24 protein-coding genes are annotated in these 23857 nt (G+C 63.8%); 11 read left to right on the plus strand and 13 right to left on the minus strand.

Annotation, left to right across the window (positions count from 1 at the left end; genetic code table 11):
• Window positions 1-26: 26 nt before the first annotated feature.
• The 3 genes from ctaD to O3299_RS25740 all read right to left on the minus strand — a co-directional run bounded on the left by ctaD (window position 27) and on the right by O3299_RS25740 (window position 4209).
• A complete protein-coding gene (gene ctaD, locus O3299_RS25730; protein ID WP_099665460.1) occupies window positions 27-1625 on the minus strand; it encodes a cytochrome c oxidase subunit I in 1599 nt (532 codons plus the stop codon).
• Between the two features lie 13 nt (window positions 1626-1638).
• On the minus strand, window positions 1639-2847 hold the full coding sequence (gene coxB, locus O3299_RS25735; RefSeq protein WP_099665461.1) for a cytochrome c oxidase subunit II: 1209 nt from the start codon (window positions 2845-2847) through the stop codon (window positions 1639-1641).
• Window positions 2848-3312: 465 nt separating this feature from the next.
• Window positions 3313-4209, minus strand: a complete 897-nt coding sequence (locus tag O3299_RS25740) for a methyltransferase domain-containing protein (protein ID WP_305063499.1) — start codon at window positions 4207-4209, stop codon at window positions 3313-3315.
• A gap of 84 nt (window positions 4210-4293) precedes the next feature.
• On the opposite strand from O3299_RS25740, the gene O3299_RS25745 reads away from it, so the two are divergent.
• Both O3299_RS25745 and trmL read left to right on the plus strand, forming a co-directional pair.
• Window positions 4294-5043: a ComF family protein gene (locus O3299_RS25745; RefSeq protein WP_289919612.1), complete on the plus strand. Its 750-nt coding sequence runs from the start codon at window positions 4294-4296 to the stop codon at window positions 5041-5043.
• 38 nt (window positions 5044-5081) lie between these two features.
• Window positions 5082-5552: a tRNA (uridine(34)/cytosine(34)/5-carboxymethylaminomethyluridine(34)-2'-O)-methyltransferase TrmL gene (gene trmL / locus O3299_RS25750; RefSeq protein WP_099665463.1), complete on the plus strand. Its 471-nt coding sequence runs from the start codon at window positions 5082-5084 to the stop codon at window positions 5550-5552.
• A gap of 143 nt (window positions 5553-5695) precedes the next feature.
• Here trmL and O3299_RS25755 read toward each other — a convergent pair whose 3' ends face one another.
• The 8 genes from O3299_RS25755 to O3299_RS25790 all read right to left on the minus strand — a co-directional run bounded on the left by O3299_RS25755 (window position 5696) and on the right by O3299_RS25790 (window position 15804).
• Window positions 5696-6445 carry a hypothetical protein gene (locus O3299_RS25755; protein ID WP_305063500.1) on the minus strand — a complete coding sequence of 250 codons (750 nt, stop codon included), beginning with the start codon at window positions 6443-6445 and terminating at the stop codon, window positions 5696-5698.
• A gap of 17 nt (window positions 6446-6462) precedes the next feature.
• Entirely contained in the window at window positions 6463-7695 is a 1233-nt protein-coding gene (locus O3299_RS25760) for a hypothetical protein (protein WP_305063501.1), read from the minus strand.
• 33 nt (window positions 7696-7728) lie between these two features.
• Window positions 7729-11424 carry a tubulin-like doman-containing protein gene (locus O3299_RS25765; protein ID WP_305063502.1) on the minus strand — a complete coding sequence of 1232 codons (3696 nt, stop codon included), beginning with the start codon at window positions 11422-11424 and terminating at the stop codon, window positions 7729-7731.
• Window positions 11425-11460: 36 nt separating this feature from the next.
• Window positions 11461-11910, minus strand: coding sequence for a hypothetical protein (locus tag O3299_RS25770; RefSeq protein ID WP_289906843.1), 450 nt, complete (start codon window positions 11908-11910; stop codon window positions 11461-11463).
• A gap of 44 nt (window positions 11911-11954) precedes the next feature.
• Window positions 11955-13430: a hypothetical protein gene (locus tag O3299_RS25775; protein WP_305063503.1), complete on the minus strand. Its 1476-nt coding sequence runs from the start codon at window positions 13428-13430 to the stop codon at window positions 11955-11957.
• Complete coding sequence (locus O3299_RS25780; RefSeq protein WP_305063504.1) at window positions 13427-14911, minus strand: hypothetical protein; 1485 nt, start codon at window positions 14909-14911, stop codon at window positions 13427-13429. The genes O3299_RS25775 and O3299_RS25780 overlap by 4 nt, the downstream gene beginning before the upstream one ends.
• Before the next feature lie 126 nt (window positions 14912-15037).
• Complete coding sequence (locus O3299_RS25785; RefSeq protein WP_034784861.1) at window positions 15038-15520, minus strand: adenylyltransferase/cytidyltransferase family protein; 483 nt, start codon at window positions 15518-15520, stop codon at window positions 15038-15040.
• Window positions 15521-15564: 44 nt separating this feature from the next.
• Window positions 15565-15804 (minus strand): DUF3717 domain-containing protein, encoded by a 240-nt coding sequence (locus O3299_RS25790; protein ID WP_077399697.1) that lies wholly within the window; start codon window positions 15802-15804, stop codon window positions 15565-15567.
• A 134-nt stretch (window positions 15805-15938) separates the two neighbouring features.
• Here O3299_RS25790 and O3299_RS25795 point away from each other — a divergent pair, with 134 nt between their 5' ends.
• The 8 genes from O3299_RS25795 (at window position 15939) to O3299_RS25830 (ending at window position 21188) form a co-directional block, all read left to right on the plus strand.
• Window positions 15939-16877 (plus strand): hydrogen peroxide-inducible genes activator, encoded by a 939-nt coding sequence (locus O3299_RS25795; protein WP_099665470.1) that lies wholly within the window; start codon window positions 15939-15941, stop codon window positions 16875-16877.
• Window positions 16878-16954: 77 nt separating this feature from the next.
• Entirely contained in the window at window positions 16955-17809 is an 855-nt protein-coding gene (ubiA, locus tag O3299_RS25800) for a 4-hydroxybenzoate octaprenyltransferase (protein WP_305063505.1), read from the plus strand.
• 108 nt (window positions 17810-17917) lie between these two features.
• A complete protein-coding gene (locus O3299_RS25805) occupies window positions 17918-18274 on the plus strand; it encodes a DUF883 family protein (RefSeq protein WP_099665471.1) in 357 nt (118 codons plus the stop codon).
• A gap of 47 nt (window positions 18275-18321) precedes the next feature.
• Window positions 18322-18708: a phage holin family protein gene (locus tag O3299_RS25810; protein WP_251351042.1), complete on the plus strand. Its 387-nt coding sequence runs from the start codon at window positions 18322-18324 to the stop codon at window positions 18706-18708.
• Window positions 18705-19052: a hypothetical protein gene (locus tag O3299_RS25815; protein ID WP_077399688.1), complete on the plus strand. Its 348-nt coding sequence runs from the start codon at window positions 18705-18707 to the stop codon at window positions 19050-19052. Before O3299_RS25810 ends, O3299_RS25815 begins: the two co-directional genes overlap by 4 nt.
• 89 nt (window positions 19053-19141) lie before the next feature.
• Window positions 19142-19699, plus strand: coding sequence for a DUF3455 domain-containing protein (locus tag O3299_RS25820; protein WP_099665472.1), 558 nt, complete (start codon window positions 19142-19144; stop codon window positions 19697-19699).
• A gap of 218 nt (window positions 19700-19917) precedes the next feature.
• Window positions 19918-20475, plus strand: a complete 558-nt coding sequence (locus O3299_RS25825; RefSeq protein ID WP_289900397.1) for a sigma-70 family RNA polymerase sigma factor — start codon at window positions 19918-19920, stop codon at window positions 20473-20475.
• Window positions 20472-21188, plus strand: a complete 717-nt coding sequence (locus O3299_RS25830; protein WP_305063506.1) for an anti-sigma factor domain-containing protein — start codon at window positions 20472-20474, stop codon at window positions 21186-21188. Before O3299_RS25825 ends, O3299_RS25830 begins: the two co-directional genes overlap by 4 nt.
• On the opposite strand, the gene proC is transcribed toward O3299_RS25830, so the two are convergent.
• Both proC and O3299_RS25840 read right to left on the minus strand, forming a co-directional pair.
• Window positions 21189-22019, minus strand: a complete 831-nt coding sequence (gene proC / locus O3299_RS25835; RefSeq protein WP_305063507.1) for a pyrroline-5-carboxylate reductase — start codon at window positions 22017-22019, stop codon at window positions 21189-21191.
• 22 nt (window positions 22020-22041) lie between these two features.
• Window positions 22042-22743, minus strand: a complete 702-nt coding sequence (locus tag O3299_RS25840; protein WP_305063508.1) for a YggS family pyridoxal phosphate-dependent enzyme — start codon at window positions 22741-22743, stop codon at window positions 22042-22044.
• A 70-nt stretch (window positions 22744-22813) separates the two neighbouring features.
• Here O3299_RS25840 and O3299_RS25845 point away from each other — a divergent pair, with 70 nt between their 5' ends.
• A complete protein-coding gene (locus tag O3299_RS25845; RefSeq protein WP_305063509.1) occupies window positions 22814-23857 on the plus strand; it encodes a type IV pilus twitching motility protein PilT in 1044 nt (347 codons plus the stop codon).

Consider the following 23857-nt stretch of genomic DNA (forward strand, 5'->3'; position numbering starts at 1 on the left):
GTGACACTGGCATTACTTGAGGATGACTACTTGACGGTCGGCGGCGTTTCAAACGTGTGGAAAGGCGCCGGGCTCGGCACGGTCCATTCCAGGCCTTCCGCGCCTTCCCATGGTTTCGCCGGTGCAGCCTTGCCGCCGCGGATGGTCGGCAAGACAACGAAGAACAGGAAGTACACCTGCATCAGGCCGAAACCGAAGCCGCCGATCGAGGCGATCATGTTGAAGTCCGTGAACTGCGCCGGATAGTCGGCGTAGCGGCGCGGCATGCCGGCCAGGCCCAGGAAGTGCATCGGGAAGAAGGTCACGTTGAACGTGATCAGCGACAGCCAGAAGTGGATCTTGCCGCGCGTCTCGTTGTACATATGGCCCGTCCATTTCGGCGACCAGTAGTAGAAGCCGGCGAACAGGGCAAACAGCGAACCGGCCACCAGCACGTAGTGGAAATGCGCCACCACATAATAGGTATCCTGCAGCTGGATGTCGATCGGCGTCACGGCCAGGATCAGGCCCGTGAAGCCGCCCATGGTAAACACGAAGATGAAGCCCACCGAGAACAGCATCGGCGTCTCGAACGTCATGGAACCCTTCCACATCGTGGCGATCCAGTTGAACACTTTCACGCCCGTCGGCACGGCGATCAGCATGGTCGCGTACATGAAGAACAGCTGGCTCGTCACCGGCATGCCGGTAGTAAACATGTGATGCGCCCAGACGATGAAGGACAGGATCGCGATCGAGGCCGTGGCGTACACCATCGAGGCATAGCCGAACAGGGGCTTGCGGGCAAACGCGGGCAGGATCTGCGAGACGATGCCGAAAGCCGGCAGAATCATGATGTAGACCTCGGGATGGCCGAAGAACCAGAAGATGTGCTGGTACATGACGGGATCGCCGCCGCCTGCCGCGTTAAAGAAGGACGTGCCGAAATGGCGGTCCGTCAGGGTCATGGTAATGGCGCCAGCCAGCACCGGCATGACGGCGATCAACAGATACGCGGTAATCAGCCAGGTCCAGCAGAACATCGGCATTTTCATCAGGGTCATGCCAGGGGCGCGCATGTTCAGGATGGTGACGATGATGTTGATCGAACCCATGATGGACGAGGCGCCCATCAGATGCATGGCAAAAATGGCCATGTCCATGCCAGGGCCCATCTGCGTCGACAGCGGCGCATACAGGGTCCAGCCGGCGGCGGTGGCGCCGCCCGGCACGAGGAAGGACGTGGCCAGCAGCAGCGCGGCCGGTGGCAGCAGCCAGAACGAGAAGTTGTTCATGCGGGCAAACGCCATGTCGGACGCGCCCACTTGCAGCGGGATCATCCAGTTGGCGTAGCCGACGAAGGCCGGCATGATGGCGCCAAACACCATCACCAGGCCGTGCATGGTGGTCAGTTGATTAAAAAATTCTGGGTGGAAAAATTGCAAGCCTGGGTGAAACAGTTCCGTACGGATCATCAGGGCCAGCACGCCGCCCGACAGCAGCATGATGAACGAAAACCACAGGTACAAGGTACCGATATCCTTGTGGTTGGTGGCAAACAGCCAGCGGCGGTAGCCGGTCGGGTGATCGTGGGCATGGTCGTGATCGGCGTGGTCCAAGGTACTCGTGCTCGTGCTAGTACTCATCTGCGGCTCCTAATTACTTGCGTGCAGCCACGACTTCGGCTGGTTGAACGATGTTCTCTGCGGCCTTGTTCGACCAGGTATTGCGCGTGTAAGTGATCACTGCGGCAATTTCCGTGTCGGACAGCTGTTTCCATGCTGGCATTTCAGCGGGATACTTGCCGCTCTTTTGCCCGTTCAGCAAGACGTGGATCTGATCCGCTTTCGGACCGTTTACCACGGCCGAGCCATCCAGCGGTGCAAACGCACCGGGCACGCCCTTGCCTGTCGCCTGGTGGCAGACCACGCAGTTGGCCGCATACACTTTCTCGCCCTTGACCTTCAATTCGTCGATGGTCCACACCTTGCTTGGATCATCAGCCAATGCGGCCATTTCCTTTTGTTTTACATCAACCCATGCCTTGTAATCATCTGCCGAGACGACCTTGACGACGATGGGCATGAATGCATGTTCCTTGCCGCACAGCTCGGCGCAATTGCCGCGGAAAGTGCCGATATGGTCGGCCTTGAACCAGGTGTCGCGCACGAAACCGGGAATCGCATCTTGCTTGACGCCAAAGGCAGGCACGGACCAGGCGTGGATGACGTCGTTGGCTGTCAGCACTACGCGGATCTTCTTGTTGACCGGCACGACGACTTCATTGTCGACTTCGATCAGGTAGTTTTCGCCCCGTTTTTCCGTCGGCGGCGCGCCCGGCGCACCCACTTGCGAACGCGGCGTGGCCAGGTTGGAAAGGAAGGAAATGCCTTCGCCCTCGCCTTTCAGGTAGTCATAGCCCCATTTCCACTGCATGCCGGTGGCCTTGATGGTGATGTCGGCGTTCGACGTGTCCTTCATGCCGACGACGGTGCGCGTGGCAGGCAGGGCCATGCCGATGACGATCAGGAAAGGCACGACGGTCCAGGCGATCTCGACGGTGGTGCTTTCGTGGAAAGTGGCCGGTTTGTGGCCCAGGGACTTGCGGTGCTTGAAGATGGAATAAAACATGACGCCGAACACGGCCACGAAGATCACCAAGCAGATGATCATCATCAGGGTGTGCAAATCGTAGATTTCATGGGCGATCTGTGTCGCCGGCGGTTGCAGATTCATTTCGAACGGCACGGGACCGCCGGTGCCGGGATAGGTGCTGGCAGCCGGTGCCGCCGTGGCCCATCGCCCGATGCCAAACGCTGTCAAAGACAGCCCGAGCAGCAACGATTGAAGTCGCTTTGCATGTGTCATGTTTTCCCCAACCACCCAAAAATAATGATATTTTAAACGGCTGCGGACTTCTCCGTACTGGACCGCTGCCGCTCCTCCATGAAAGCAACACGGCCGGAATGCGGCCATGTGCGTCAAGCACCAGCGAATTCCATGCTGGCTGCGGCAGCAAAAACGGCGGCGCGCAACCATGCTGGAACCCTGTTTTTCTTCCCCACACTGAAATGGCCTCGTGTGGAAGATGGTTACTATACTAATGCAGTAACTTCGAATTAGTCTTGCTTTGTTTTTTTTATTTTGTATGCAGCCCTTGTTTTTTCTACTTAACAAGCTGACAAACAATCAACGATTATAATCAAGTAAACTTGAATCCATCAAGCAATAATCGGCTTTGTGCGCACCCTTCTCCCGGCCGCCGCGCGCTTTGCAACGGTTGCTGCAACATCCATGCGCGGATGGCGACCAAGTGTCGGTTTCTTTATGCTTTTATTTAGGCTTGCGCGGTAAATCAAAGCGGATGATGGCTTCGCCATTGCGCGTCACGCGCGGTGCGGGACGGAAGGCGTGGCCATAGATCACCTCGAAACTCAGGCCCAGCTTGCCATCGGGACGGCGCCTCTTTTCCAGCGCGTCCAGCATGCGCTGCCAGGCCACCTTGCCCATCAGCCCGCGCCGGCGCGTGGTCAGCGGGTTGCCGCCGAAGGCGCGCACGTCCGCCAGCAGTTTTTCCGCCGTGTCGTAGGTGACGGTGATGATTTCCATGTCCAGCACGGGCGTGGAAAAGCCCGTCTCGACGAGCATGTCGCCAAAGTCGTGCATGTCGACAAAGGGCAAGGCGTGCGGGTACAAGTCCGCCTCGGCGAAGGCGTCGCGCACTTCGCGGAAGGTGTCGGGGCCGAAACAGGAAAACATCAGCAAGCCATCGAGGCGCAGCGCGCGCCGCCATTCGGCAAACACGCGGTCGGGCTGGGCATGCCAGTGCAGCGCCAGGTTGGACCACACGAGGTCGATGCTGCCCTGCGCCAGCGGCAGGTCGCCCAGGTCGCCGCACAATAAATCCACGCCCGCCTTGGCCGGCAAGAGTTTGCTGAGGAACTGGTTCAGGCTGGCCAGTTTCGACGCGGGCGCGCGCGCCGCCTGCATCATCGCTTGCGCTGCATCGAGACCGATAATCTGCGCTGCGGGATAATCCTTTTGCAACTGCGCCAGATCCGCGCCGGGGCCGCAGCCCGCGTCGAGCACACGGTGCGGCGTGATTTTCACCAGCTCCAGGCGCTCGTGCATGCGTGCCGACACTTCGCGGCGCAGGAAGTCCGACGGCGCGACGCGCGCCGGACGGGAAAAGAAATCGCGTACTTGCACCGCATCGATGGGCGCACTCATTTTGGGCGGACTGGTGGGAACTGGCATGTTGAATCGGGTGAGGTGAGATAATGTCGGCAGTGTACATGGAACGACGCCATCGCGATGCGGACCGCCACCCGGCACCGCCTTGACGCCGCCTGGCAGGCGCTGCGCCTGTGGCTGGGCGCCACGGTGCTGCCGGCGCAATGCGCGCTGTGCGGCATGGGCTGCCCGGAAGTGCTGTGTTCGCCCTGCCGCGCCCAATATCTGACGCAAGGGCGCCCCCGCTGCCGCCAGTGCGCCAATCCGCTCGACGATGCGGCGCTGCTGTGCGGACGCTGTTTGCGCCAGCGGCCCGCGTATGACGCCACCGTCACGGCGTTTGATTATGCGGCGCCCGTCGACCAGTTGCTGCTGCAGCTGAAATTCGGCGCGCGCCTGGCGCTGGCGCCCCTGTTGGCAGAACTGCTGTATGTTGCCATTCAGCAACAACAAGCGTGGGAAGCGCCGCAACTGCTGTGCCCCGTACCGCTGGGCCCGGCCCGGCTGGCCGAACGGGGTTTTAACCAGGCGCTGGAAGTTGCCCGTCCGCTGGCGCGCCTGCTGGACGTGCCTTTGCAACCGCGCCTGGCGCTGCGCGTGCGCGAAACCCGGGCGCAAAGCGGCGTGGCGCCGCAGGAACGGCAAGCCAACCTGGCGCACGCGTTTGCCATCGCGCCCGAACATGGGGCTTTGTTGCAAGGATGCCATGTCGGCATCGTCGACGACGTGATGAGCAGCGGCCATACCGTCCACGCGCTGGCCACCGCCTGCAAAAGCGCAGGGGCGGCCAGGGTCAGCATCCTGGTCGTGGCGCGCACGCCGCCGCACTAGAACCGCATCAGATTCGCTATATATATGAGGAGAGCATTTTGTTTCACGTTGTTTTGGTAGAACCTGAAATCCCGCCCAATACGGGCAACGTCATCCGCCTGTGCGCGAACACGGGCGCGCAGCTGCACCTGGTTGAACCGCTGGGCTTTCCGCTCGACGATTCCAAGATGAAGCGCGCCGGCCTCGATTACCACGATTACGCCAACATGAAGGTGCACAAGAACTGGGCAGCGTTCCTGGCCGACACCCAGCCCGACCCGGCCCGCATGTTCGCCATGACGACGCGTGGCTCGCGTCCGTTCGGCGACGTGGCCTTCTTGCCGGGCGACGTGTTCGTGTTCGGCTCGGAAACAAAAGGCCTGGACCCGGCCCTGCGCGACGGTTTTCCTGCCGAGCAACGCATCCGCCTGCCGATGCGCCCCGACAACCGCAGCTTGAATCTGTCGAATACGGTGGCCGTCGTCGTGTATGAAGCGTGGCGCCAGCATGGATACGCCGGCGGCGCGTAGCTGACACCTCACCCAGTCTACTGCGCGGCGCGCTTTGCGCGCCGGCGATGCTCGCGCTACTAAAGTAGCGCTGCGCTTCTCGGCCACAAATCATCGCCGCTCGCTACGACTGGATGAGATGTTGAGACTCCTGCAATCTCCCTTTACCGCTGCGCCAATTGCTGCGCCGCGCCGCTATTGTCATCCAGCATCACCAGCTGCGTGCGCAGGTCGCGCGTGGCGGCCAGCTTGCCGTTCACGTACAAATTCGTCTTGACGCCGTACACGCCTTGCGACACGCCGGCCGGCAAGGTCAGCTCGAACGAGTTTTCAAAGCGCCCGCCCGACTTGTTGCTGCTGGCCAAGGCTTTCGAACCGGACTTGAAAGGCTGGCCTTGCGGGTCGAGCACCACCAGCTCTTCGCGCACGTCGTTGACGCTTTGCGCGCTGCCGTTGACCAGCTCCACCACGGAATTGACCTTGAACGGCTGGCCGCGCTTGACGGTCGACGCGCTCAGCTGTGGGGTGTACGACACCACTTGCGGCTCGCGCGGCAACGCGCCGCGCGTGCGGATGTAATCGCGGTCCGCCTGCGCCGCCGTCTTGGTCTGGCGCGAATTGACATTGATGGCCAGGCAACCGGCCGCCGCCAGGCCGCCACCGATGGCGGCCCCCTTCAGCGCGCCATTCTTGCCGCCCGCCAACGCACCCAGCAATGCCCCCACGGCCGCGCCGGCAGCGGCCGTCGCGCCCACGCTGCACGGGTCCTCATCCGTGGCAGCCTGGGCGCCACCTTGCGGATAGGAACTGTCCTGCCGCACGCCGTTCGGGCTCATCGGCGCCGTGGCGCAGCCGGCCAGCATGGCCACGATGGTCAGCGCGGCGGCCGTCCGCAAGGTGGTGTGATTCAGCATGGTGACTCTCCAGATGACTAATTGATCGTTGTTTCCGTCTGCAGCACTTGCCGTTCGCGCTCGCGGATGCGGCGCGACAGATTGTCGATGCGCGCATTGCCCGGATCGACGCGACGCGCGCTTTCCAGATACGTCTTGGCCGCATCGAACTTACCTTCCAGCAAAGAACGCTCGGCATCGCGCAAGAACGCTTGCGCCATCTCGCTACGCATGGCCGCGCCGCTGTCGACGGGCGTCGTTTCCTGCGGGCGGCGCTCGGCCACCGCTGATCGTTCGACCGCGCGCGCGGGCGCCGGTTCCGTGGGCACGACGCGGGCCGGTGCCGTTTCCACCGGTGCCGGGACCGGTGCGACAACGGACGCGGGCGCCGACAGCGCCTGCACCTCGGCCCTCAACTGCGGCAATTCCGCCGCTTCGCGGTCGATGGCTTCCAGCCTGGCGATGCCATTGCCGGCCGCCGTCGCATCCTTGCCGTCGAGCGCCTGGCGCACGCCCACCAGCACGGACGCGGCAGCCGCCTGCTGGCGCGCCAGCTGCTTGCGCAGGGAATCCACGCTGGCAGCGCCCGCGCAATCGGCGTCGAGCGCGGCGATGCCCCTGGCCGCGCTTTGCAATTGATGGCCATCAATATGGCGTTCGATGGCGCGCACGCCCCGCTGGCAACTGCCCGATGCGGCGCCGGCCTTGCCGATCGCCGCCTGCAAATCGTCCGCCTTGGCGCTGGACTTGCCCGTGCATACATTCTTGGCCGTCGCCAGCTTTTGCCGGGCGCCGTCCAGGCTGCCATTTGCCACCAGCTTCAAGCCGCTGTCGATGGCGTCGTTGCAAGCCGATTCATTCTTGCCGCCCGGCTTGCCATTCATGTAGACGATGACGGCCGCCAGCACAGCGGCGGCGCCCAGCCAGCGCAACCATTTGCGCGGCGGTGGCGGCGGCACCGGTGTTGCCGGGGCAGGCGCCGGTGGAAGCACAGGCGCGGGCACGGGCTTCGGCGCCGCTTGCGGCGGTACCGGCTTGGCTGGCGGTACTGGCACCGGCTTCGGCGGCGCTTTCGGCGCAGGCGCAGGCGTCACCGGCACGGGCGGCGGCTTGGGTGCCACTGGCGGCGCTACCGGCGCAGGCGCAGGGACGGGCAGCGGCGGCGGCACGGCCGCGGCTGGCTTGGCAGCGCCCGCCATGGCGTGACCGCAGTACGGGCAATGGCTGACAACGGTCCACAGGCCCGTCTTGCATTTGTTGCAGATATCCAAAACTAATCCTTCATTCCAACGTCATTCCAGCGTTCACAAGGGCGGCGGCATCAACGGTGGCGGCGCGCCGAGGAACAAAGGCGCCAGTTCGGGGAACTGGGCCAGGTCGGCCCAGGCCGGCAAACCGGCGCGCCACACCTTGGTCGTGGCTGGCACGACCTGTCCCGCCTGCACGTACTGCACGATCTGCTGGGCCGTGAACGGTCCCTGCTGCTGGCCGTTGATGCCCAGGAAGTACTGGTATTCCACCAGCGGCGGCGGCATGCCGCCCAGTGGTGGCGGCGCCATGCCGAACGCGGCCGCCGGCGCAGCCGCCGCGCCGGCCGGACGCAGCAATTGCTCCAGGCGCCCCGCTTCCAGCATTTCCGGCTTGATCGCATACTTCAGGCGCGGCTGGCCGTCCGCTTCCGGTTCGCGCACTTCCCAGTCGTAGGCATCGCTATCGGAGTCGCCGATGACGTTGGCCCACTCCTTCAGCCGGCCCAGCAAGGCTTGCACCGTGCGGTCGAGCTCGTCGCTGGCCATGCCCTTGCGGCGCGCCGACTCGCGCAGGCGCGTGCCCACTTCGGCGGAAATGGCGCTGCCAAAGCCGATGTAGGGCAGCTGCGAGCCATCGGCTTGCGCCACCAGCTTGGGCGCATACACGCCCCGCTCGTAGTATTTTGCCAGCGCCGCCATGGCCGCCGTCTGCACGGCGTCAAGCGCCGTCAATTTTTCTTCGATGCGCAAGGCGATATTTTTCTCGTACGAGGCGGGCATGCCGTTCTGGCGGATGGCCCGTTCGTTGCCGATGCGGCGCAAGTCGCCCGGCTCGACGGCAAACTGGTACTGGCCCGGCGGCACGACGCGGCCCGTGTGGCGCGTTAGCACGCCCAGCATGATCGCTTGCAGGAATTCGCCGAAGTCTTCCGCCAGGCGCTTCATCTCGTCCGTGTTCGGCGCGATCGGGTGCGTGAATTGCGTTGGATCAATATGCGTGTGGGTCGGCGCCTTGTCGTTGTCGCCTTCCTTGCGGTAGCTGGTGCGCCAGCCTTCCAGGCCGCGCAGCACCGTCATCGGCACGCCTGCCAGTTCGCAATAGCAGACGGCGCGCCCGCGGATGCCCGTTTCGACGATTTCCAGCTGGCTCACCGTGATGCCCACCTGGGTCGGCACGCACGATTCGAGCTCGGCGCCGAACTTCGCCTTGAAGGCGGCCGCGTTGGCCACGCCGATCACGCACTTGAACTGGTCCGACACGACCGTGAAGTCGCCCGCCATATTGGCGTCGATCCACGGCATGGAGCAGGCCAGCAGCTTGCGGAAGCGGTCCAGGCGTTCGGACACATCCATCTGTTCCAGCGCCTCGAACAACGGGTCGGGCGTGCTCGTCGCCCCTTCCGCCAGGCCGGCAGTAGCGATCATGTTTTCCGCCATGCGCGTAACCTTGGCCAGGATCAAGGCCCGTTGCGCCGGTTCGCCCAACATGGGGAACAGCGCTTTCGAGCCGCCCATGTCCTTGAACGCTTCATCGGCCCACTGGCGCAAGGTGGCCGCCGACGGCAGCGCGATGTCTTTTTCCGTGACGGGAATGACGATCAGGGTCGCGTGTTCCTTGTCCAGGTCCTTTTGCAGGATGGTATTGGCCGTTTTCAACTCCGTCAGCATGGCCAGCACGCCTTCGCGGCCCGATTGCAGCTCGCCCACCAGGCCATTCCACTGGGCGCGGCCTTGCGCATCGACGCCGACCCGGTTGCCCAGCCAGCGCGACAGCTCGCCCAGCAGGAGGACGGACTCGTCTGCCGCCTTGGCCCGTAAATGGAATTTCAGCGCATTCGCCATTTCCGTGCGTAAATGGTCCATCACCACGCCCGCCTGCTTTTCGCCATTGCTGAGGAAACCGAAGGTGCTGCGCGTCTGTTCCAGGTTGTTCAACAGGCGCTCGTATTCGCGCGAGCGCACGGCTTCCTTGATTTCGCGGTAACGCTCGGCATTGTTGCCGATCTGCGCCGTCAAGCCGCTGCCCGGCGCCTCGATGCGGTCCTTGATCTGTTCCACCAGCGACAGCACGTATTCCAGGCCGCCGAACTCCTTGTTATCAAGATAGCCATACAGCTGGTCGCGCACGACTTTCTTGACGTCTTCCAGCACTTCGCGGCGCCGCTTACTGATGCGGTCTTCCGTCGTGTCGGCCGTGGAATCCTGGTCGCGCACGGCGTCGCGTTCCAAATGCTTCATGGCGTCGCGCACCTGCGCCGGCCATTCGCTGCGGTCGAAACCCGTGCGGATATCGTTGATGCGCGTATTGACGCGGTTTTCCACGCCGGCCAGCAAGTGGCCGTGGCGGTCTTCCAGCAATTCGTCGACGACGCGGAAATCGATGAAGTCGCCGCTGGAGCGCTTCAGTTCGATGCTCTTGTCGGAAAACTCGGGGAAATCGCTGAACGGCGTGCCCTTCAGGAACATATTAGCGGCGAGGAAATTATCGCGCTGCGTATCCGTGGCCCGGTTAGCGCCCGCATCCGTGCCGCCCACGCCAAAGAACGCTTGCAGCATGGCGCCGGCCCAGCGGTGGGCCCGCTCGTCGCGCGCCGCTTCCTGGCGCGTATCGAGCACGGCCATGCCGAACGAGGAAAAGCGTTTCGAAAAATACAGGCGCATGTCGCCGAAGCGGTCTTGTGGCACGGGCGCGTTGTACAGCGAATTCTTGTGCTGCGCCTGGTTGACGGCGATCGAACGCTTGGCGCGCGCGAAGTCGGCCGAGGCGAAATCCTCGAACAGCGAATCGGCCACCATGTGGTAGACGTCGCTGACATCCTTGGTGTGCTGCTGGGCAAGATTGCCCGAATCGATCAGGTAAACCTCGCTGTACGGTTCGCGCGTCAGTTCCGGGCGGTCATACGCATCCCAGCGGCCCACATAGCCCTTGTTGCCCATCATCGCCGATTCCAGCTCCATCAGCGCCGCGTAGCCGTTGGCTTCGACCCGGTCCTTGTTGGCCTTGGTGTAGCCGGTCGGCAAGAACAGCATCAGCTCCACGTCGGCCGCGCCCACTTCGCTGCGCGCCAGCCAGCGTGCCAGCAAGCCCATGTCCAGGAAGGAACCGGAACCCGTGCCGCCTGCGACGGAGCCGACGATGACGATGCGGAAACGGTTCGTTTCCATGCGCAGACCCAGTTCGGCCAGCTGGCGCTCGTGCGACAGGCCCGCCTTCAAGGCTTTCAATTTCAGACGGATCTTGTCGCGGATCTTCGCGTACTTGTCGAAGAAATACAGGCGCGACACGGCGCGGATCTGGCCGGCGCCGCTGCTCATGTCGAAGCGCAATTCGCGGATGCGCTGCGGCGTCAGCGGCAGCCATTCCTTGATGTGGGGATATTTCTCCAGAGAATCTTCATCACGGCTGTACTTGTCCATGTCGAACGATTCGACCACCTTGTCGTCATCCGTGAACTTCACCTGGTCGAACTGCAAGTCCTTCGCCTGCGACTCGCCGCTTTCGATCACGGCGCCATTGTCGAGGTCGAAATGGATGAATTGCGCGATGGGAAAGTCCGCCAAGCCCTCGATGCGCGTGCGGTTGCCCGCGCCGCCCCACAGGGTGTTGAGGATGCGCCGGCGCACGCGCATCAGCACTTGCATGCCCGTGCCGCCGATGCCGATGAACAGGGTCGGGCGCAGTTCGATGATCTTGTCCTGCTTGCGCTCGCTGGCGCCGCCGGTGATGGTTTGGTTCAGGTTCTCTGCCATGGTGATTCCTTCGATGATGCGTGCAACGACGTGTTCTTAGCGGCGGCTGGAGGTAAAGGTCAACAACAGTGCAACGAGGCCCACCAGCACCAGCGGGCCCATGAACAGTGGCGCAAGGAATTTATGCGCATTCACGGCAGCCAGCACGACGCCCGTCGCCAGGCTGGCCAGGAAGATGAACAGCCACCAGCCCGAGGCATTGGCCTTGTTCGGCGGCACGCGCTTGGCCACCAGGCCATTCGCATAGGCATTCTTGGCAAAGAAAAAGGCGATGAACAGCAGCAACAGCACCACGCCGCCGACCAGGGTGTCGCGCGACGAGGTATCGGTCGTGCCGGCAGCGTCAAACGCGGGCGCAGCTTCGGTCGTTGCGGTGGCGGCGCTGGCCGCGGCGGCAGCGTCCGCGGCGGGCGGCGCCGACGCCGGGGCCGTTACCGGGGCCGGCAAGGTAAAACCTGCGTTGTCTTTTGGAGTGTCTTGCGCCATGGTATGCCTCTATTGAATGGAAGGAATTTTTAAGGACTCTGTGTTCAGGCCAGGGTCAAGGCATGGCCTTCGGCCACGCGCACGACGGACGGCTTGCCCAAGCCACGCTTGAGTTCGCCAATGTCGCGGCCGTCATCGTCGCGGATCTGCACGCTTTTAAATGGTTTTAATAACACTTGCCGCTGCACGCCGTCGGCCATCACCTTGTAGCGCGTGGCGCGCGTGCCGACCAGGCCCAGCGCCAGCAAGCCCAGCACGAGCGCCAGCACGCCGCCCAGTATCACCAGCACGGGCAGCAGCGGATACTGGATGCGCACCAGCAGCGGTATCGTCGCCTGCGACGCGCGCACGCTGTCGGGCGGCGTAAACATGCCCGAGATCGGGTCGCCAGGGAACAATTCCTGCAAATCCTTGCCGAAGCTGGACGCCAGCGCCAGCCGCTGTTCCGACAGGCCCACCTGCGCCTGCATGGGCAGCAGCACCTGCTTGCCCATGGCGGCGATCGCCTGCGCCGACCACGGCGACGGGATCTGCGCCATCGGCAGCGCGAACTGCACTTGCACGGACTGGCTGGCGCCCGGCTGCAGCTGGCGGATTTGATCTGGCGCAACGTGCAAGGGCGCGTTCTGCCCGGCCAGGCTGGCGTGCACCCTGGCGCTGTCGATCACGTACGGGAAAAACATGTTTTGCAAGGATGCCTGCAGCACCACTTGCGGCACCAGGTTCGCCGCATCGACGTCGAGCACGATGGTGCGTCCGTCGCGGTCCAGGCTGGCGTGCACGTTGGCGCTGTTCTTGACGGATTGCGGCACGATGCGCACGGCATCCTGGTCCACCGGTTTCAATCGCGCGGGCGGACGCGTCAGCACTTGCGACAGCCGCCCTTCGGCCAGGATGCGGTTCAAAGCCTCCGACGCCGGCTGGCCATACGCGAGCGCATACACCATCAAGCCCTTGGCGCTGTACAGCTTGCCCTGCACGGGCATGCGCAGCGGAAACACCACCGTCTTGGTGATCGACGGTTCCAGGTGCAGCAGGCGGTAAAAGTCGCGGTTGCGCTCGGCCGTCTGGCTGTCGTTGTTCGGGCTGTTCTTGTTATTGGTAAAGATCCACACGATGCCGGACGCGGACTGGAACGGGCCCGTGATGGTTTTTGTCACGGCTTCCTGGAAATCCGTGTCGGCCAGCGCGCCGCCGGCGCCCTTGCGCGCCAGGCCCAGGCTGGCCAGCTGGCCCGCCACGCCGGCGCCGCCCTGCCCTTGTCCCAGCAGCGACGGCGACACGTGCGCGCCGCTGCTCTGGCTGAAGGCCAGGGTATACACTTTATCGGACGGGTTTGTGGCAGCCTGCGCCACGGCGCCCACCAGGGCTTTCAGCTGCGAGTGTTCATCCGTGTAAAACGGCTCCATCCAGCCCGAATTCTGCACGAGGAACGCTTGCTGGATGCCGGCGGCCTGCACGCTGGCGCTGGCGAAGGCGAGGAAGGCGGCGCCGGCCGCGATCAGGACGCGCGCTTTCATGCCTGCAAGGCCCAGCCATCGATACGCGACAGCAGCGGGTGGTAAGCCCACAGCGTACCTTCATGCACAAACAGGCGCACGCGCCACGGTTCGCTGACGGCAAAGGTATGGAACACGTTTTCGCGCAATTCGTCGTCCTGCACCAACTGGGCCGCCAGGCGATCGTTCGAGCGCAGCACGCTCGACAGGCCGGCGCTGGTGGCAAACTTCACGCCGAAGACGCTGTTGCCCACACTCGATTCCAGCAGCGGCATGACGGCCTGGTTCTTGCCGCCGTCGTCGCCGTGTTCCGGCTCTTCCCACGGCGCCGTTTTCAGCTTGGTGGCGAAGCGGTAATTGAAGCTGCCCGAGCACAGGCGCGGCGCCAGCGCATCGGCCCGTTCGGACTGCGCGCCCAGTTTCACGTAGACATAGGTGCCGCGGCTGCGCTCGAAGCACAGCTGCCACAAGCCGCCGTCGCGCGACACGTAGGGGCTGCCGAACTCGAAATGCGGCACCAGCCCTTCGGGCCAGGGGGTGAACGAGGCGGCCACGTTGCCGTCCGGCTGCAATTGCAGGCGCAGCTGGCCGTTGGCGCACGGCCACACGGCCATGCGGTTGTAGGCGACGGGCGCGCTGACGGTGCCCAGGTCAAACAGGCCGTCGAGCAGCACGTCGCTGCCCGGCTTTTGTTGCGCATCAAGGTTGACGAAGCGGAGGCGGCCATCGTCGTCGCGCAGCGGCGCCCACAGACGGCTCTGGAACCAGACGGGCGCGGCTGCGCACGGCGCGCCGCCCACGTGCTCGACCACATAGGTCAGCGACGGCACGTCGGGACGGATGCAGGCCAGGCCATGGCTGGTCGGCAAGACCAGCACGCTGTTGAACTCCGGCACCAGCTCGGCGCGCCAGGCGCCGTGGGCCAGGTCCGATTCGGCCAGCAAGCTGCCATAGTCGGGGTCCAGCGCCAGCCAGCGTTTCGAGGCGGGCAACCAGGCGTGCAAGACGGCCTTGCGCGGGTCGAGCGCCAGCAGCGCGGGCGCGCTGGTGCCGAACTGGGCGGAAAAGAATTCGTATTCGCCGGGCGGCGGCATGGGCAACGAGACATCGGCCTGCGCATGCTCTTCGCGCGCGCGCTGGTCGGCCAGTTTCAGGGGCGCGCTGGCCTGGCGCAAGCCGGCCGGGCCCGTTGGCGGCACGTCGCTGACGGGAGATGCGCCGTAGGGCGGCACCCAGGGCGGCGTGGCGGCCGTGTCGGGCGGCACTTGCAAGGCCGCGCCCGAGGCGGGGTCGAACGCGAATTCGGGCGGAAACTGGCGCACGGGCGCACCGGCTGCTGCGGGCAGGCGCCGCGCATGCATCAGCTTGCCGATATCGGCATGGCTCACCAAGGGCGAGACATTCTGGCCATCCGCGCTGCGCTGCATGGTCCACGCGCCCTCGTCATCCACGTGCCAGGCGCCGGAAGGCAGTGGCCAATCCCCAGAAGTTTTATGATCCATTTATTTTCTATGACTAGCAATGCATTCAGACGGTGTAACGTGCTGGGGCTGACGAAACGAAGTCGCAGCCCTGGCAGTTCTCATAGTAACGTCTTTTTATCTGTATGGAAACATTGACGAGCTTCCTCAGCCTTGCTGCGTCCGCACTTTCGTCAACAGCTTGGTGGTCGAGCGGTCATGCTCGAAATCGATGGCCACGGCCTGGCCGCCATACGCCAGCACGGCCTTGCCTTCTGGAATGGCCGCCATGTCGTAGTCGCCGCCCTTGGCATAGATTTCCGGTTCGATGTCCAGCACCACTTCCAGGGCGCTGTCTTCCGAGAACGGCACGACCAGGCTCACCGCTTCCAGCGCGGCCAGCACGGCCATGCGGTCTTCGCAGCTGTTCAGGGGACGGTCGTCGCCCTTGCCCAGGCGTTTCACCGAGGCATCGGTATTCACGGCAACGATCAGCGAGGCGCCCAGCGCGCGCGCCTGCGCCAGGTAGGTCACGTGGCCGCGGTGCAAAATGTCGAACACGCCGTTCGTCACCACCACCGGTTTCGGCAGGGCTGCGGCGCGGGCGCGCAATTCGTCGCGGCCGCACAGTTTGTTTTCAAAATCAGGCATGGATATCTCTGGTTGGGTTAAATGGGGTCACGCCATGGTCGCACTCAGGCGTGGCTATCGCCTTGGATGCCGCCGGCATCCCGGCGCCAGGCATCGATCAGGGCCACGACGGCCGGTTCCAGGGTCTCTTCGGCGATGCGATCTTGCCGGTAGTAAATCATCAGCGCATACACGCCGGCCAGGCGGCTGACGGGCGGCGACAGTGCATATTCGTTGCCGCGCGCCGGTTGCCTGGCACGCCAGTAATTGATCGCCGCTTCCAGCGCCTGCATCCGCAGTTCCATCGCCATCTCCCTTCGACGCCCGGTCCCGCATTATAGGGGGCGATCCGCTACAATACGCCATCGGCGCCACAGTTTCACGTTTGCGCCACCTTTCATTCATTGCAAGTAAGTACTTCCTGTGTTTCAATCAACCTATGACACTGACTGAACTGAAATATATCGTTGCAGTCGCGCGAGCGAAGCACTTCGGCCACGCCGCCGAAGCCTGCTTCGTTGCCCAGCCCACCCTGTCAGTGGCCATCAAGAAACTCGAAGACGAATTGGGCGTGGTCCTGTTCGAACGGGGCGGCGCGGAAATCTCCGTCACGCCCCTGGGCGCGCAGATCATTGCGCAAGCCGAGCGCGTGCTGGAACAGACGGCCGCCATCAAGGAACTCGCCAAGCAAAACAAGGACCCGCTGGCCGGCCCCCTGCGCCTGGGCGTGATCTACACGATCGGCCCCTACCTGCTGCCGCCCCTGGTCAAGGCCATGATAGACCAGGTACCGCAGATGCCCTTGATCTTGCAGGAAAACTTCACGGTTCGCCTGCTCGAATTGCTGCGCCAGGGCGAACTGGACGTGGCCATCATGGCCCTGCCCCTGCCCGAACACGGCATGGCCATGCAGGAACTGTATGACGAACCGTTCGTCGTCGCCATGCCGCGCCAGCATCCATGGACGGCGCGCGAGAAAATCGCCGCGCAAGACTTGAAATCGGAAACCATGCTGCTGCTGGGCAATGGCCACTGTTTCCGCGACCAGGTGCTGGAAGTGTGCCCCGAAATGGCGCGTTTTTCCTCGCCCGGCAATGGCATGCAGCGCACGTTTGAGGGTTCCTCGCTGGAAACCATCCGCCACATGGTGGCCAGCGGCATCGGCCTGACGGTCTTGCCGCGCGCCTCCGTCGCCAATATGCACGCCACCGACGGCATGCTCGAATACCGGCCCTTCGCCGCCCCCGTGCCCTCGCGCCGCGTGGTCATGCTGTGGCGCAAGAGTTTCACGCGCAAGGCCGCCATCGACGCCCTGTGCGCGGCCATCGCCAGCTGCAACTTGCCCGGCATTACGCCGCTGTGCGAGGATGAAGACTAGCGCCCCAGGCGCAAAATAGTACATTTACATACTATTTGCGATAATCGACCTTTCTCTTCAACAAGATCGAGTCTTCCATGAACAAGCTGGCGCTGTATTTCCGCCTGATACGGCTGGACAAGCCTATCGGTACCGTATTGCTGCTGTGGCCTACCCTGTGCGCGCTGTGGCTGGCGCAGCAGGGCGTGCCGGACTGGCGGCTGCTGCTCATCTTTACCCTCGGCACTTTCCTGATGCGCTCGGCAGGCTGCGCCATCAATGACTACGCCGACCAGGATATCGACAAATTCGTCAAGCGCACGGCCGAGCGTCCCATCACCAGCGGACGCATCAGCGGCAAGGAAGCGCTGGCCGTGGCAGGCGTGCTGACCGTGCTGGCCTTTTGCCTGATCCTGCCCCTCAACGCGCTGACCAAGCAGCTGTCCGTGGCGGCCGTCATCATCGCCGGCACCTATCCCTATTTCAAGCGTTTCTTTGCGATTCCGCAAGCGTATCTCGGCATCGCCTTCGGCTTCGGCATCCCCATGGGCTTTGCCGCCATCACGGATGCCGTGCCCATCGTCGCCTGGCTGCTGCTGCTGGGCAATGTCTTCTGGGCCGTGGCCTACGATACGGAATACGCGATGGTCGACCGCGACGACGATTTAAAAATCGGCATCAAGACCTCGGCCATCACCTTTGGCCGCTACGACGTGGCCATCGTCATGGCCTGCTATGCCGTTTTCCTGCTGCTGTGGCTGGCATGCGGCTGGTATCTGGGCTTGCGTTACTGGTTCGTCGCGGGCTTGCTGGTGGCGGCAGGCTGTGCCGTTTATCACTACACCCTGATCCGCGCACGCGAGCGTATGCCGTGTTTTGCGGCATTCCGGCATAATAACTGGCTAGGAGCGGCGGTATTTGCGGGCGTGGTACTGGACTTTGCTTTCCGTTAAGCAATGACCCTTGCGCCGCGGCAGCCCTTGAGGCGGCGCAAGACAAGCCTGGCCGCAGCTGCCTACACTGGTATTTCACTGTGCAGTTTCACTTCCATGAGGTAATACATGAGCTCGATACATACCGGAAAATCCAGCAGCGACAGCATCCTCGCCGACGCCGACAAGGCCCGCGACAAACTGGTCGGCGACTTGAAGACCGTCATCGATGAAGCGGAAGGCTGGCTCGATGGCGCCAAGGATCAGACGGGCGAGAATGTCAAAGCCGTCAAGGACAAGTTCATCGCCACCCTGGAAACGGCCAAGAAGGACTTGATCAAGCTGGAAGAAGACTTGCTCGAACGCACCAAGAAGGCGGCCAAGGCCACCGACGAATACGTGCAGGACAATCCCTGGAAAGCCGTGGGCGCGGGCGCCGTCGTCGGCGTGCTGTTCGGTCTGCTGCTTTCCTCGTCGCGCCGCTAGGTAGCACCGACGGCGCAAGCCGTCTCCCCTGACGCGAAAGGCAGCATATGGCTATCCTGCACCATGTCGCCCAAGTCGCAGCGACCCTCGCCGCCATCGTCCAGACCCGTCTGGCCCTGGCGGCCGTGGAAATGGAAGAAGAGTCGCTGCGCTTCCTGTCCTATCTGGCGCTGGCCATGCTGGCACTGTTGTGCCTGTTTGTCGGCCTCGTCTTGATCGTGTTCCTCGTCATCGTGCTGTTCTGGGATACGCACCGCATCGCCGCCATCGCCATCACGGCCGCCGTCTTCATCGTCGCCGCCATCGCCACCCTGCTGGGCGTGCGCGCCAGTTTCCGCAGCAAGCCGAAACTGCTTTCTTTTACACTTTCCGAACTGAACAAAGACCTGGACGAGCTGCAATTGCTGGCGCGCCGGGGATCGGAGCGGCCATGACCACGCACCCCACCAAATTGTCCAGCGTCCACACGGCCGCCAGCCTGGCGCAGCGGCGCGACGCGCTGCTGGCCGAATGCGCGCTGCAGCGCCTGGCCCTGGGCGTGCAGACGCGCCAGTTGCTGGAACCGCTCACGGGCGGCAATCTGCGCCACACCCTGGCCACGCGTTTCAAAATTCCCCTGATGGTGGGTGGCGCCGTGCTGGGCTTGGCGCTGGTACGTCCGCGCCGCATCCTGCCGCTGCTGCGGGCCAGCGGCGCGCTGCTCAAGCACGCCACCACGGCCATGCCCGTCCTGCTGGCGCTGGCGCAGCGTTTCAGCAAGAAAGAAACGCCGTCATAAAATATTTTGACCTGGCTGCATCCAAATGGCAGACCCATGCGTAGTAATGGTATCAACCAGCCGGTTGAGCCAACTACCAGGAGTTCGCCATGCTTGCCTTCACCGCCCCACGCCACGCCGTTCCCGCCCTCGCTGTGCTGGGCGCCGCCCTGCTGCTGAGCGCTTGCGCCCCCATGAGCGCGCGCTATTCGCAAGAACAATTACCGAACGCCGTCAAGGTACCCGATGGCCACCAGGTGGCCATGCAGACCGTGGGCGTGGGCAAGATCGCCTACGAATGCAAGGCCAAGAAAGACATGACGGGCCATGAATGGGTTTTCGTGGGACCGGACGCCGCCTTGAACGACCGCAGCGGCATGCAGGTGGGCACGTATGTCGGTCCACCGGCCACCTGGGCCAACCTGGACGGCTCGAAAGTGACGGCCACGCAAGTGGCCGTGGCGCCGGCCGGCGCGGGCAATATCCCATACCAGCTGGTGAAGGCCAACCCGGCCACGGGCAGCGGCGCCATGCAGGGCGTCAGCTACATCCAGCGCGTGGCCACCAGCGGCGGCGTGGCGCCAAGCAGCCCCTGCGGCATGGAAAGCATCGGCGCCAAGCAATGGGTGCCCTATCAGGCCGACTATATCTTCTGGAAAGCCGCATGAACACACCTATCAAAACCTACTGCGCGTCGTGATAGGCGGCCTGCGATGCTCACCGTACTAAAAAGTACGGTTGCGCTTCTTAGCCACCTCTCCCTTCCGCTCGCGACGGTTTTGTTAGGCGTTGTAAAACAGGAAAACAACGGTTGGCAAGCGGGTTTCTGGCCTATACTCGGCCTTGAAAACTTGCTAACCGTTTATTCCTGACGATTGCGCCGACCTTGCCAACGCTAGCCACTCCGTTCGATTACGATGCCGCCCTGCGCGCCTGCGCCAGGGGCGAGCAGCAGGCATTGCACGGCCTGTACCAGCAGGAAAGCCGCTACCTGCTGGGCGTGGCCCTGCGCATCGTGCGCCAGCGGGCCTTGGCCGAAGACGTGCTGCACGACGCCTTCCTGAATATCTGGCGCCGCGCCGGCAGTTTCGACGCCACGCGCGGCAGCGGCAAGGGCTGGATCTATGTGGTGGTGCGGCACCAGGCGCTGGACGTGGCGCGCGCCCGCGCCCATGAAGTACCGGCCGACGAGGATACCGTGGAAAACCTGCTGCACGAACGCCACAGCCACGATGCGGGCGAGGCCTATGCCGACCAGGCGAACCTGGGCAAGCTGCACGATTGCCTCGGCCACCTGGACGAATCGAAGCGCAACAGCATCCTGTACGCCTACGTCGATGGCTGTTCCCACAGCGAAATCGCGCAGCGCCTGCAAGCGCCGCTGGGCACCGTCAAGGCATGGGTCAAGCGGGGCCTGGCCGCCTTGCGGGAGTGCATGGGATGATCAACGGCGACGAGGAATTGCACAGGCTGGCCAGCGAATACGTGCTGGGCACCCTGGAGCTGGCCGAACGGGCGGAAGTGGAACAGCGCTTGCCGCGCGACGCAGCCTTGCGCGACGCCGTCGAAGCCTGGGAGCGGCGTCTGCTGCCCTTGACGACCCTGGCGCCGCCCGAAACGCCCTCGGCGCAACTGTGGCCGCGCATCAGCGCCAGCCTGTTGACGCCTTCGGCCGTGCGGCAGGCGGGCGGCTGGCAAGCGTGGTGGAACAGCCTGGCGTTCTGGAGAGTGCTGGCGGGCGGCGGCTTGGCGGCCACGACCGCGCTGGCCGTGCTGGTCAGCGTGCAGCTGCAAGCGCCAGGCGGACCCGGCTATCTGGTGGTGCTGGTGGCGCCGCAGGATAAATCGCCGGGCTGGATCGTGCAGGCTGGCGGACGCGGCGGCAAGAACCGCGACCTGAGCCTGATCCCGCTGGGACCAACCAGCGTGCCGCAGCAAAAGGCCCTGCAATTCTGGACCAAGGGCAAGGACTGGGGTGCGCCCGTCTCGCTGGGCCTGGTCAAGCCGGGACAAAGCCTCAAGTTGACATTGGACAAACTGCCGCCGCTGCAGCCGGAGCAACTGTTTGAAATCACCCTGGAACCGGCAACGGGCTCGCCCACGGGCCGGCCGACGGGACCGGTTTTATACATCGGCCGCGCCGTCAAGGTGATCTAATTACTTCGACAGCTCATCACCCATCTCGCGCCCCCGCTGCGCGGCCGCCTTGATGCCCTTGACGATGGCCGCCTTCACGCCGCTCTCTTCCATGCTGGTGAGCGCCGCATACGTCGTGCCGCCCTTCGACGTGACCCGCTCGCGCAGCAAGGACACGGGTTCGCTGGAGTTCGCCGCCAGCTGCGCCGCGCCCGTAAACGTGGCAATCGCCAGCTGCGTGCCCTGCTCCGGCGTCAGGCCCAGCTCGGCGGCCGCCTGCTGCATCGCTTCGATAAAGTAAAACACATAGGCGGGACCGCTGCCGGACACGGCCGTCACAGGGTCGATCTTCGCTTCGTCATCGAGCCAGACGGTCTGGCCGACGGCGCGCAGAATGGCGTCCGCCGTCTTCTTTTGCTCATCGCTCACGCCGCTGCTGGCCACCATGCCCGTGATGCCCATGCCGATCAGGGCTGGCGTGTTCGGCATGCAGCGCACGATGGCGCGATAATCGCCCAGCCAGCGCGACAGGTCGGCCGCGCGGATGCCGGCCGCGATCGACAGGATCAATGGCGCCTTGTTTCCGTCGAGGAAGGGCAGCAACTGCGCCGCCACCTCGCGCATGCTTTGCGGCTTCACGGCCAGCACGATCACGTCCACGCCGCGCAGCGCGTCGCCGGCGGCGGAAGCCGTCGTCACGCCGAATTGCGCCTGCAGTTTTTCCAGCGCGGGCGCATGCGGGTCGATCACGTGGATGTTGCCGCCCAGGGTCAATTTACCCGCCAGGCCGGCGATCAGGGCCGCCGCCATGTTGCCTCCGCCCACAAAGGCGATATTCAATTCTGTCGTCATGGCTATGCTTTCTATCAATCAGTTAAGAGTAAGTGCGGGAACCAAAGATGGCGCTGCCCACGCGCACGATGGTGGCGCCTTCCAGCACGGCGGCGCGCAAGTCGGCCGACATGCCCATCGACAAGGTATCGAGCGCCAGGCCGTCCGCCTTCAATTGGTCGCACAGCGCGCGCAATTGCGCAAAGGCGGCGCGCTGCAGGTTGATCTCCGTTTCCGGCTCGGGAATGGCCATCAGGCCGCGCAGGCGCAAACGGGGCAGTTGCGCCACGGCATGCGCCAGCGCCGGCAAGTCGGCCGGCGTCACGCCGCTCTTGCTGGCTTCGCCGCTGATATTGACTTGCAGGCAGATATTCAGGTCCAGCAAGCCTGCCGGGCGCTGTTCGGACAGGCGGGCGGCGATCTTTTCCCGTTCCACCGTATGCACCCAGTCGAAATGTTCGGCGATGGGGCGCGTCTTGTTGCTCTGGATGGGGCCGATGAAATGCCAGACGGGTGCGCCTTGCGGCAGCGCAAGCTTGATGGCGTTAATCTTGTCGAGCGCTTCCTGCAGGTAATTTTCGCCAAACGCCGTCTGGCCTGCGCGCATGGCTGCCAGCACGGCGTCCGCGCCGAAGGTTTTCGACACGGCCAGCAGGGTCACGTCACCAGGGGCGCGCCGCGCGTCCGCGGCGGCCTGCGCAATACTGTCGCGCACGGCTTGCAAGTTCTGTTCGATTGTGGACATAATCATTTTCTAGTGTATAGGGGCGGCGGCACAGTGCGCCAGCCCATCAATGCAGGCACAGGGATTATAAATGGACATCTCCGAACTACTCGCTTTCTCCGTCAGCAACAAGGCTTCCGACCTGCACCTGTCTTCCGGCCTGCCGCCGATGATACGGGTCAATGGCGACGTGCGCCGCCTGAACGTGGCGCCGCTCGAGCACAAGGAAGTGCACAGCATGATCTACGACATCATGAACGACAGCCAGCGCAAGGCGTATGAAGAAGCGCTGGAATGCGATTTTTCGTTCGAGATTCCCGGCCTGGCCCGCTTCCGCGTCAACGCCTACAACCAGGAACGGGGTGCCTCGGCCGTGCTGCGCACGATTCCCTCCAAGGTGATGACCTTGGAAGAACTCAACGCGCCGCGCATCTTCGGCGAGCTGGCCATGCGCCCGCGGGGACTCGTGCTGGTGACGGGCCCGACGGGTTCCGGCAAGTCGACCACCCTGGCGGCCATGGTGAACCACGTCAACGAGCGCCTGAACCACCATATATTGACCATCGAAGACCCGATCGAATTCGTGCATGAACCGAAGAAATGCCTGATCAATCAGCGCGAAGTCGGTTCGCACACGCATTCGTTCAGCAATGCGCTGCGCTCGGCCCTGCGCGAAGACCCGGACGTGATTTTGGTGGGCGAATTGCGCGACCTGGAAACCATCCGCCTGGCGCTGACGGCGGCCGAGACGGGCCACCTGGTGTTCGGCACCCTGCACACCTCGTCGGCGGCGAAGTCGATCGACCGCATCATCGACGTCTTCCCCGCCGAAGAAAAGGAAATGGTGCGCGCCATGCTGTCCGAATCCTTGCAAGCCGTCATCTCGCAAAACTTGCTGAAAACCAAGGATGGCGCGGGCCGCGTGGCCGCGCATGAAATCATGCTGGCCACGCCTGCCGTGCGCAACCTGATCCGCGAAGCGAAAGTGGCGCAAATGTATTCGGCCATCCAGACGGGCAGCAACGTGGGCATGCAAACCCTGGACCAGTGCCTCACCGACTTGGTGCGGCGCGGCACGATCTCGGCGGAAACGGCCCGCTCGGCCGCCAAGTCCCCTGAAAACTTCCCCGGATAA

This window comes from Janthinobacterium sp. SUN176, assembly GCF_030587335.1.
Taxonomy (GTDB): domain Bacteria; phylum Pseudomonadota; class Gammaproteobacteria; order Burkholderiales; family Burkholderiaceae_D; genus Janthinobacterium; species Janthinobacterium kumbetense.

Excerpts from the sequence above, each read along its gene's own strand:
- O3299_RS25770 (WP_289906843.1), bottom strand. The coding sequence starts at position 11,910 with ATGGCGCAAGACACTCCAAAAGACAACGCAGGTTTTACCTTGCCGGCC.
- ubiA (WP_305063505.1), top strand. The coding sequence starts at position 16,955 with ATGAACAAGCTGGCGCTGTATTTCCGCCTGATACGGCTGGACAAGCCT.
- O3299_RS25740 (WP_305063499.1), bottom strand. The coding sequence starts at position 4,209 with ATGAGTGCGCCCATCGATGCGGTGCAAGTACGCGATTTCTTTTCCCGT.
- O3299_RS25765 (WP_305063502.1), bottom strand. The coding sequence starts at position 11,424 with ATGGCAGAGAACCTGAACCAAACCATCACCGGCGGCGCCAGCGAGCGC.
- O3299_RS25785 (WP_034784861.1), bottom strand. The coding sequence starts at position 15,520 with ATGCCTGATTTTGAAAACAAACTGTGCGGCCGCGACGAATTGCGCGCC.
- O3299_RS25755 (WP_305063500.1), bottom strand. The coding sequence starts at position 6,445 with ATGCTGAATCACACCACCTTGCGGACGGCCGCCGCGCTGACCATCGTG.
- O3299_RS25840 (WP_305063508.1), bottom strand. The coding sequence starts at position 22,743 with ATGTCCACAATCGAACAGAACTTGCAAGCCGTGCGCGACAGTATTGCG.
- O3299_RS25810 (WP_251351042.1), top strand. The coding sequence starts at position 18,322 with ATGGCTATCCTGCACCATGTCGCCCAAGTCGCAGCGACCCTCGCCGCC.
- O3299_RS25805 (WP_099665471.1), top strand. The coding sequence starts at position 17,918 with ATGAGCTCGATACATACCGGAAAATCCAGCAGCGACAGCATCCTCGCC.
- O3299_RS25745 (WP_289919612.1), top strand. The coding sequence starts at position 4,294 with ATGCGGACCGCCACCCGGCACCGCCTTGACGCCGCCTGGCAGGCGCTG.
- O3299_RS25775 (WP_305063503.1), bottom strand. The coding sequence starts at position 13,430 with ATGAAAGCGCGCGTCCTGATCGCGGCCGGCGCCGCCTTCCTCGCCTTC.
- O3299_RS25795 (WP_099665470.1), top strand. The coding sequence starts at position 15,939 with ATGACACTGACTGAACTGAAATATATCGTTGCAGTCGCGCGAGCGAAG.
- O3299_RS25830 (WP_305063506.1), top strand. The coding sequence starts at position 20,472 with ATGATCAACGGCGACGAGGAATTGCACAGGCTGGCCAGCGAATACGTG.
- ctaD (WP_099665460.1), bottom strand. The coding sequence starts at position 1,625 with ATGAGTACTAGCACGAGCACGAGTACCTTGGACCACGCCGATCACGAC.
- O3299_RS25780 (WP_305063504.1), bottom strand. The coding sequence starts at position 14,911 with ATGGATCATAAAACTTCTGGGGATTGGCCACTGCCTTCCGGCGCCTGG.
- O3299_RS25790 (WP_077399697.1), bottom strand. The coding sequence starts at position 15,804 with ATGGAACTGCGGATGCAGGCGCTGGAAGCGGCGATCAATTACTGGCGT.
- proC (WP_305063507.1), bottom strand. The coding sequence starts at position 22,019 with ATGACGACAGAATTGAATATCGCCTTTGTGGGCGGAGGCAACATGGCG.
- O3299_RS25815 (WP_077399688.1), top strand. The coding sequence starts at position 18,705 with ATGACCACGCACCCCACCAAATTGTCCAGCGTCCACACGGCCGCCAGC.
- coxB (WP_099665461.1), bottom strand. The coding sequence starts at position 2,847 with ATGACACATGCAAAGCGACTTCAATCGTTGCTGCTCGGGCTGTCTTTG.
- O3299_RS25820 (WP_099665472.1), top strand. The coding sequence starts at position 19,142 with ATGCTTGCCTTCACCGCCCCACGCCACGCCGTTCCCGCCCTCGCTGTG.
- O3299_RS25845 (WP_305063509.1), top strand. The coding sequence starts at position 22,814 with ATGGACATCTCCGAACTACTCGCTTTCTCCGTCAGCAACAAGGCTTCC.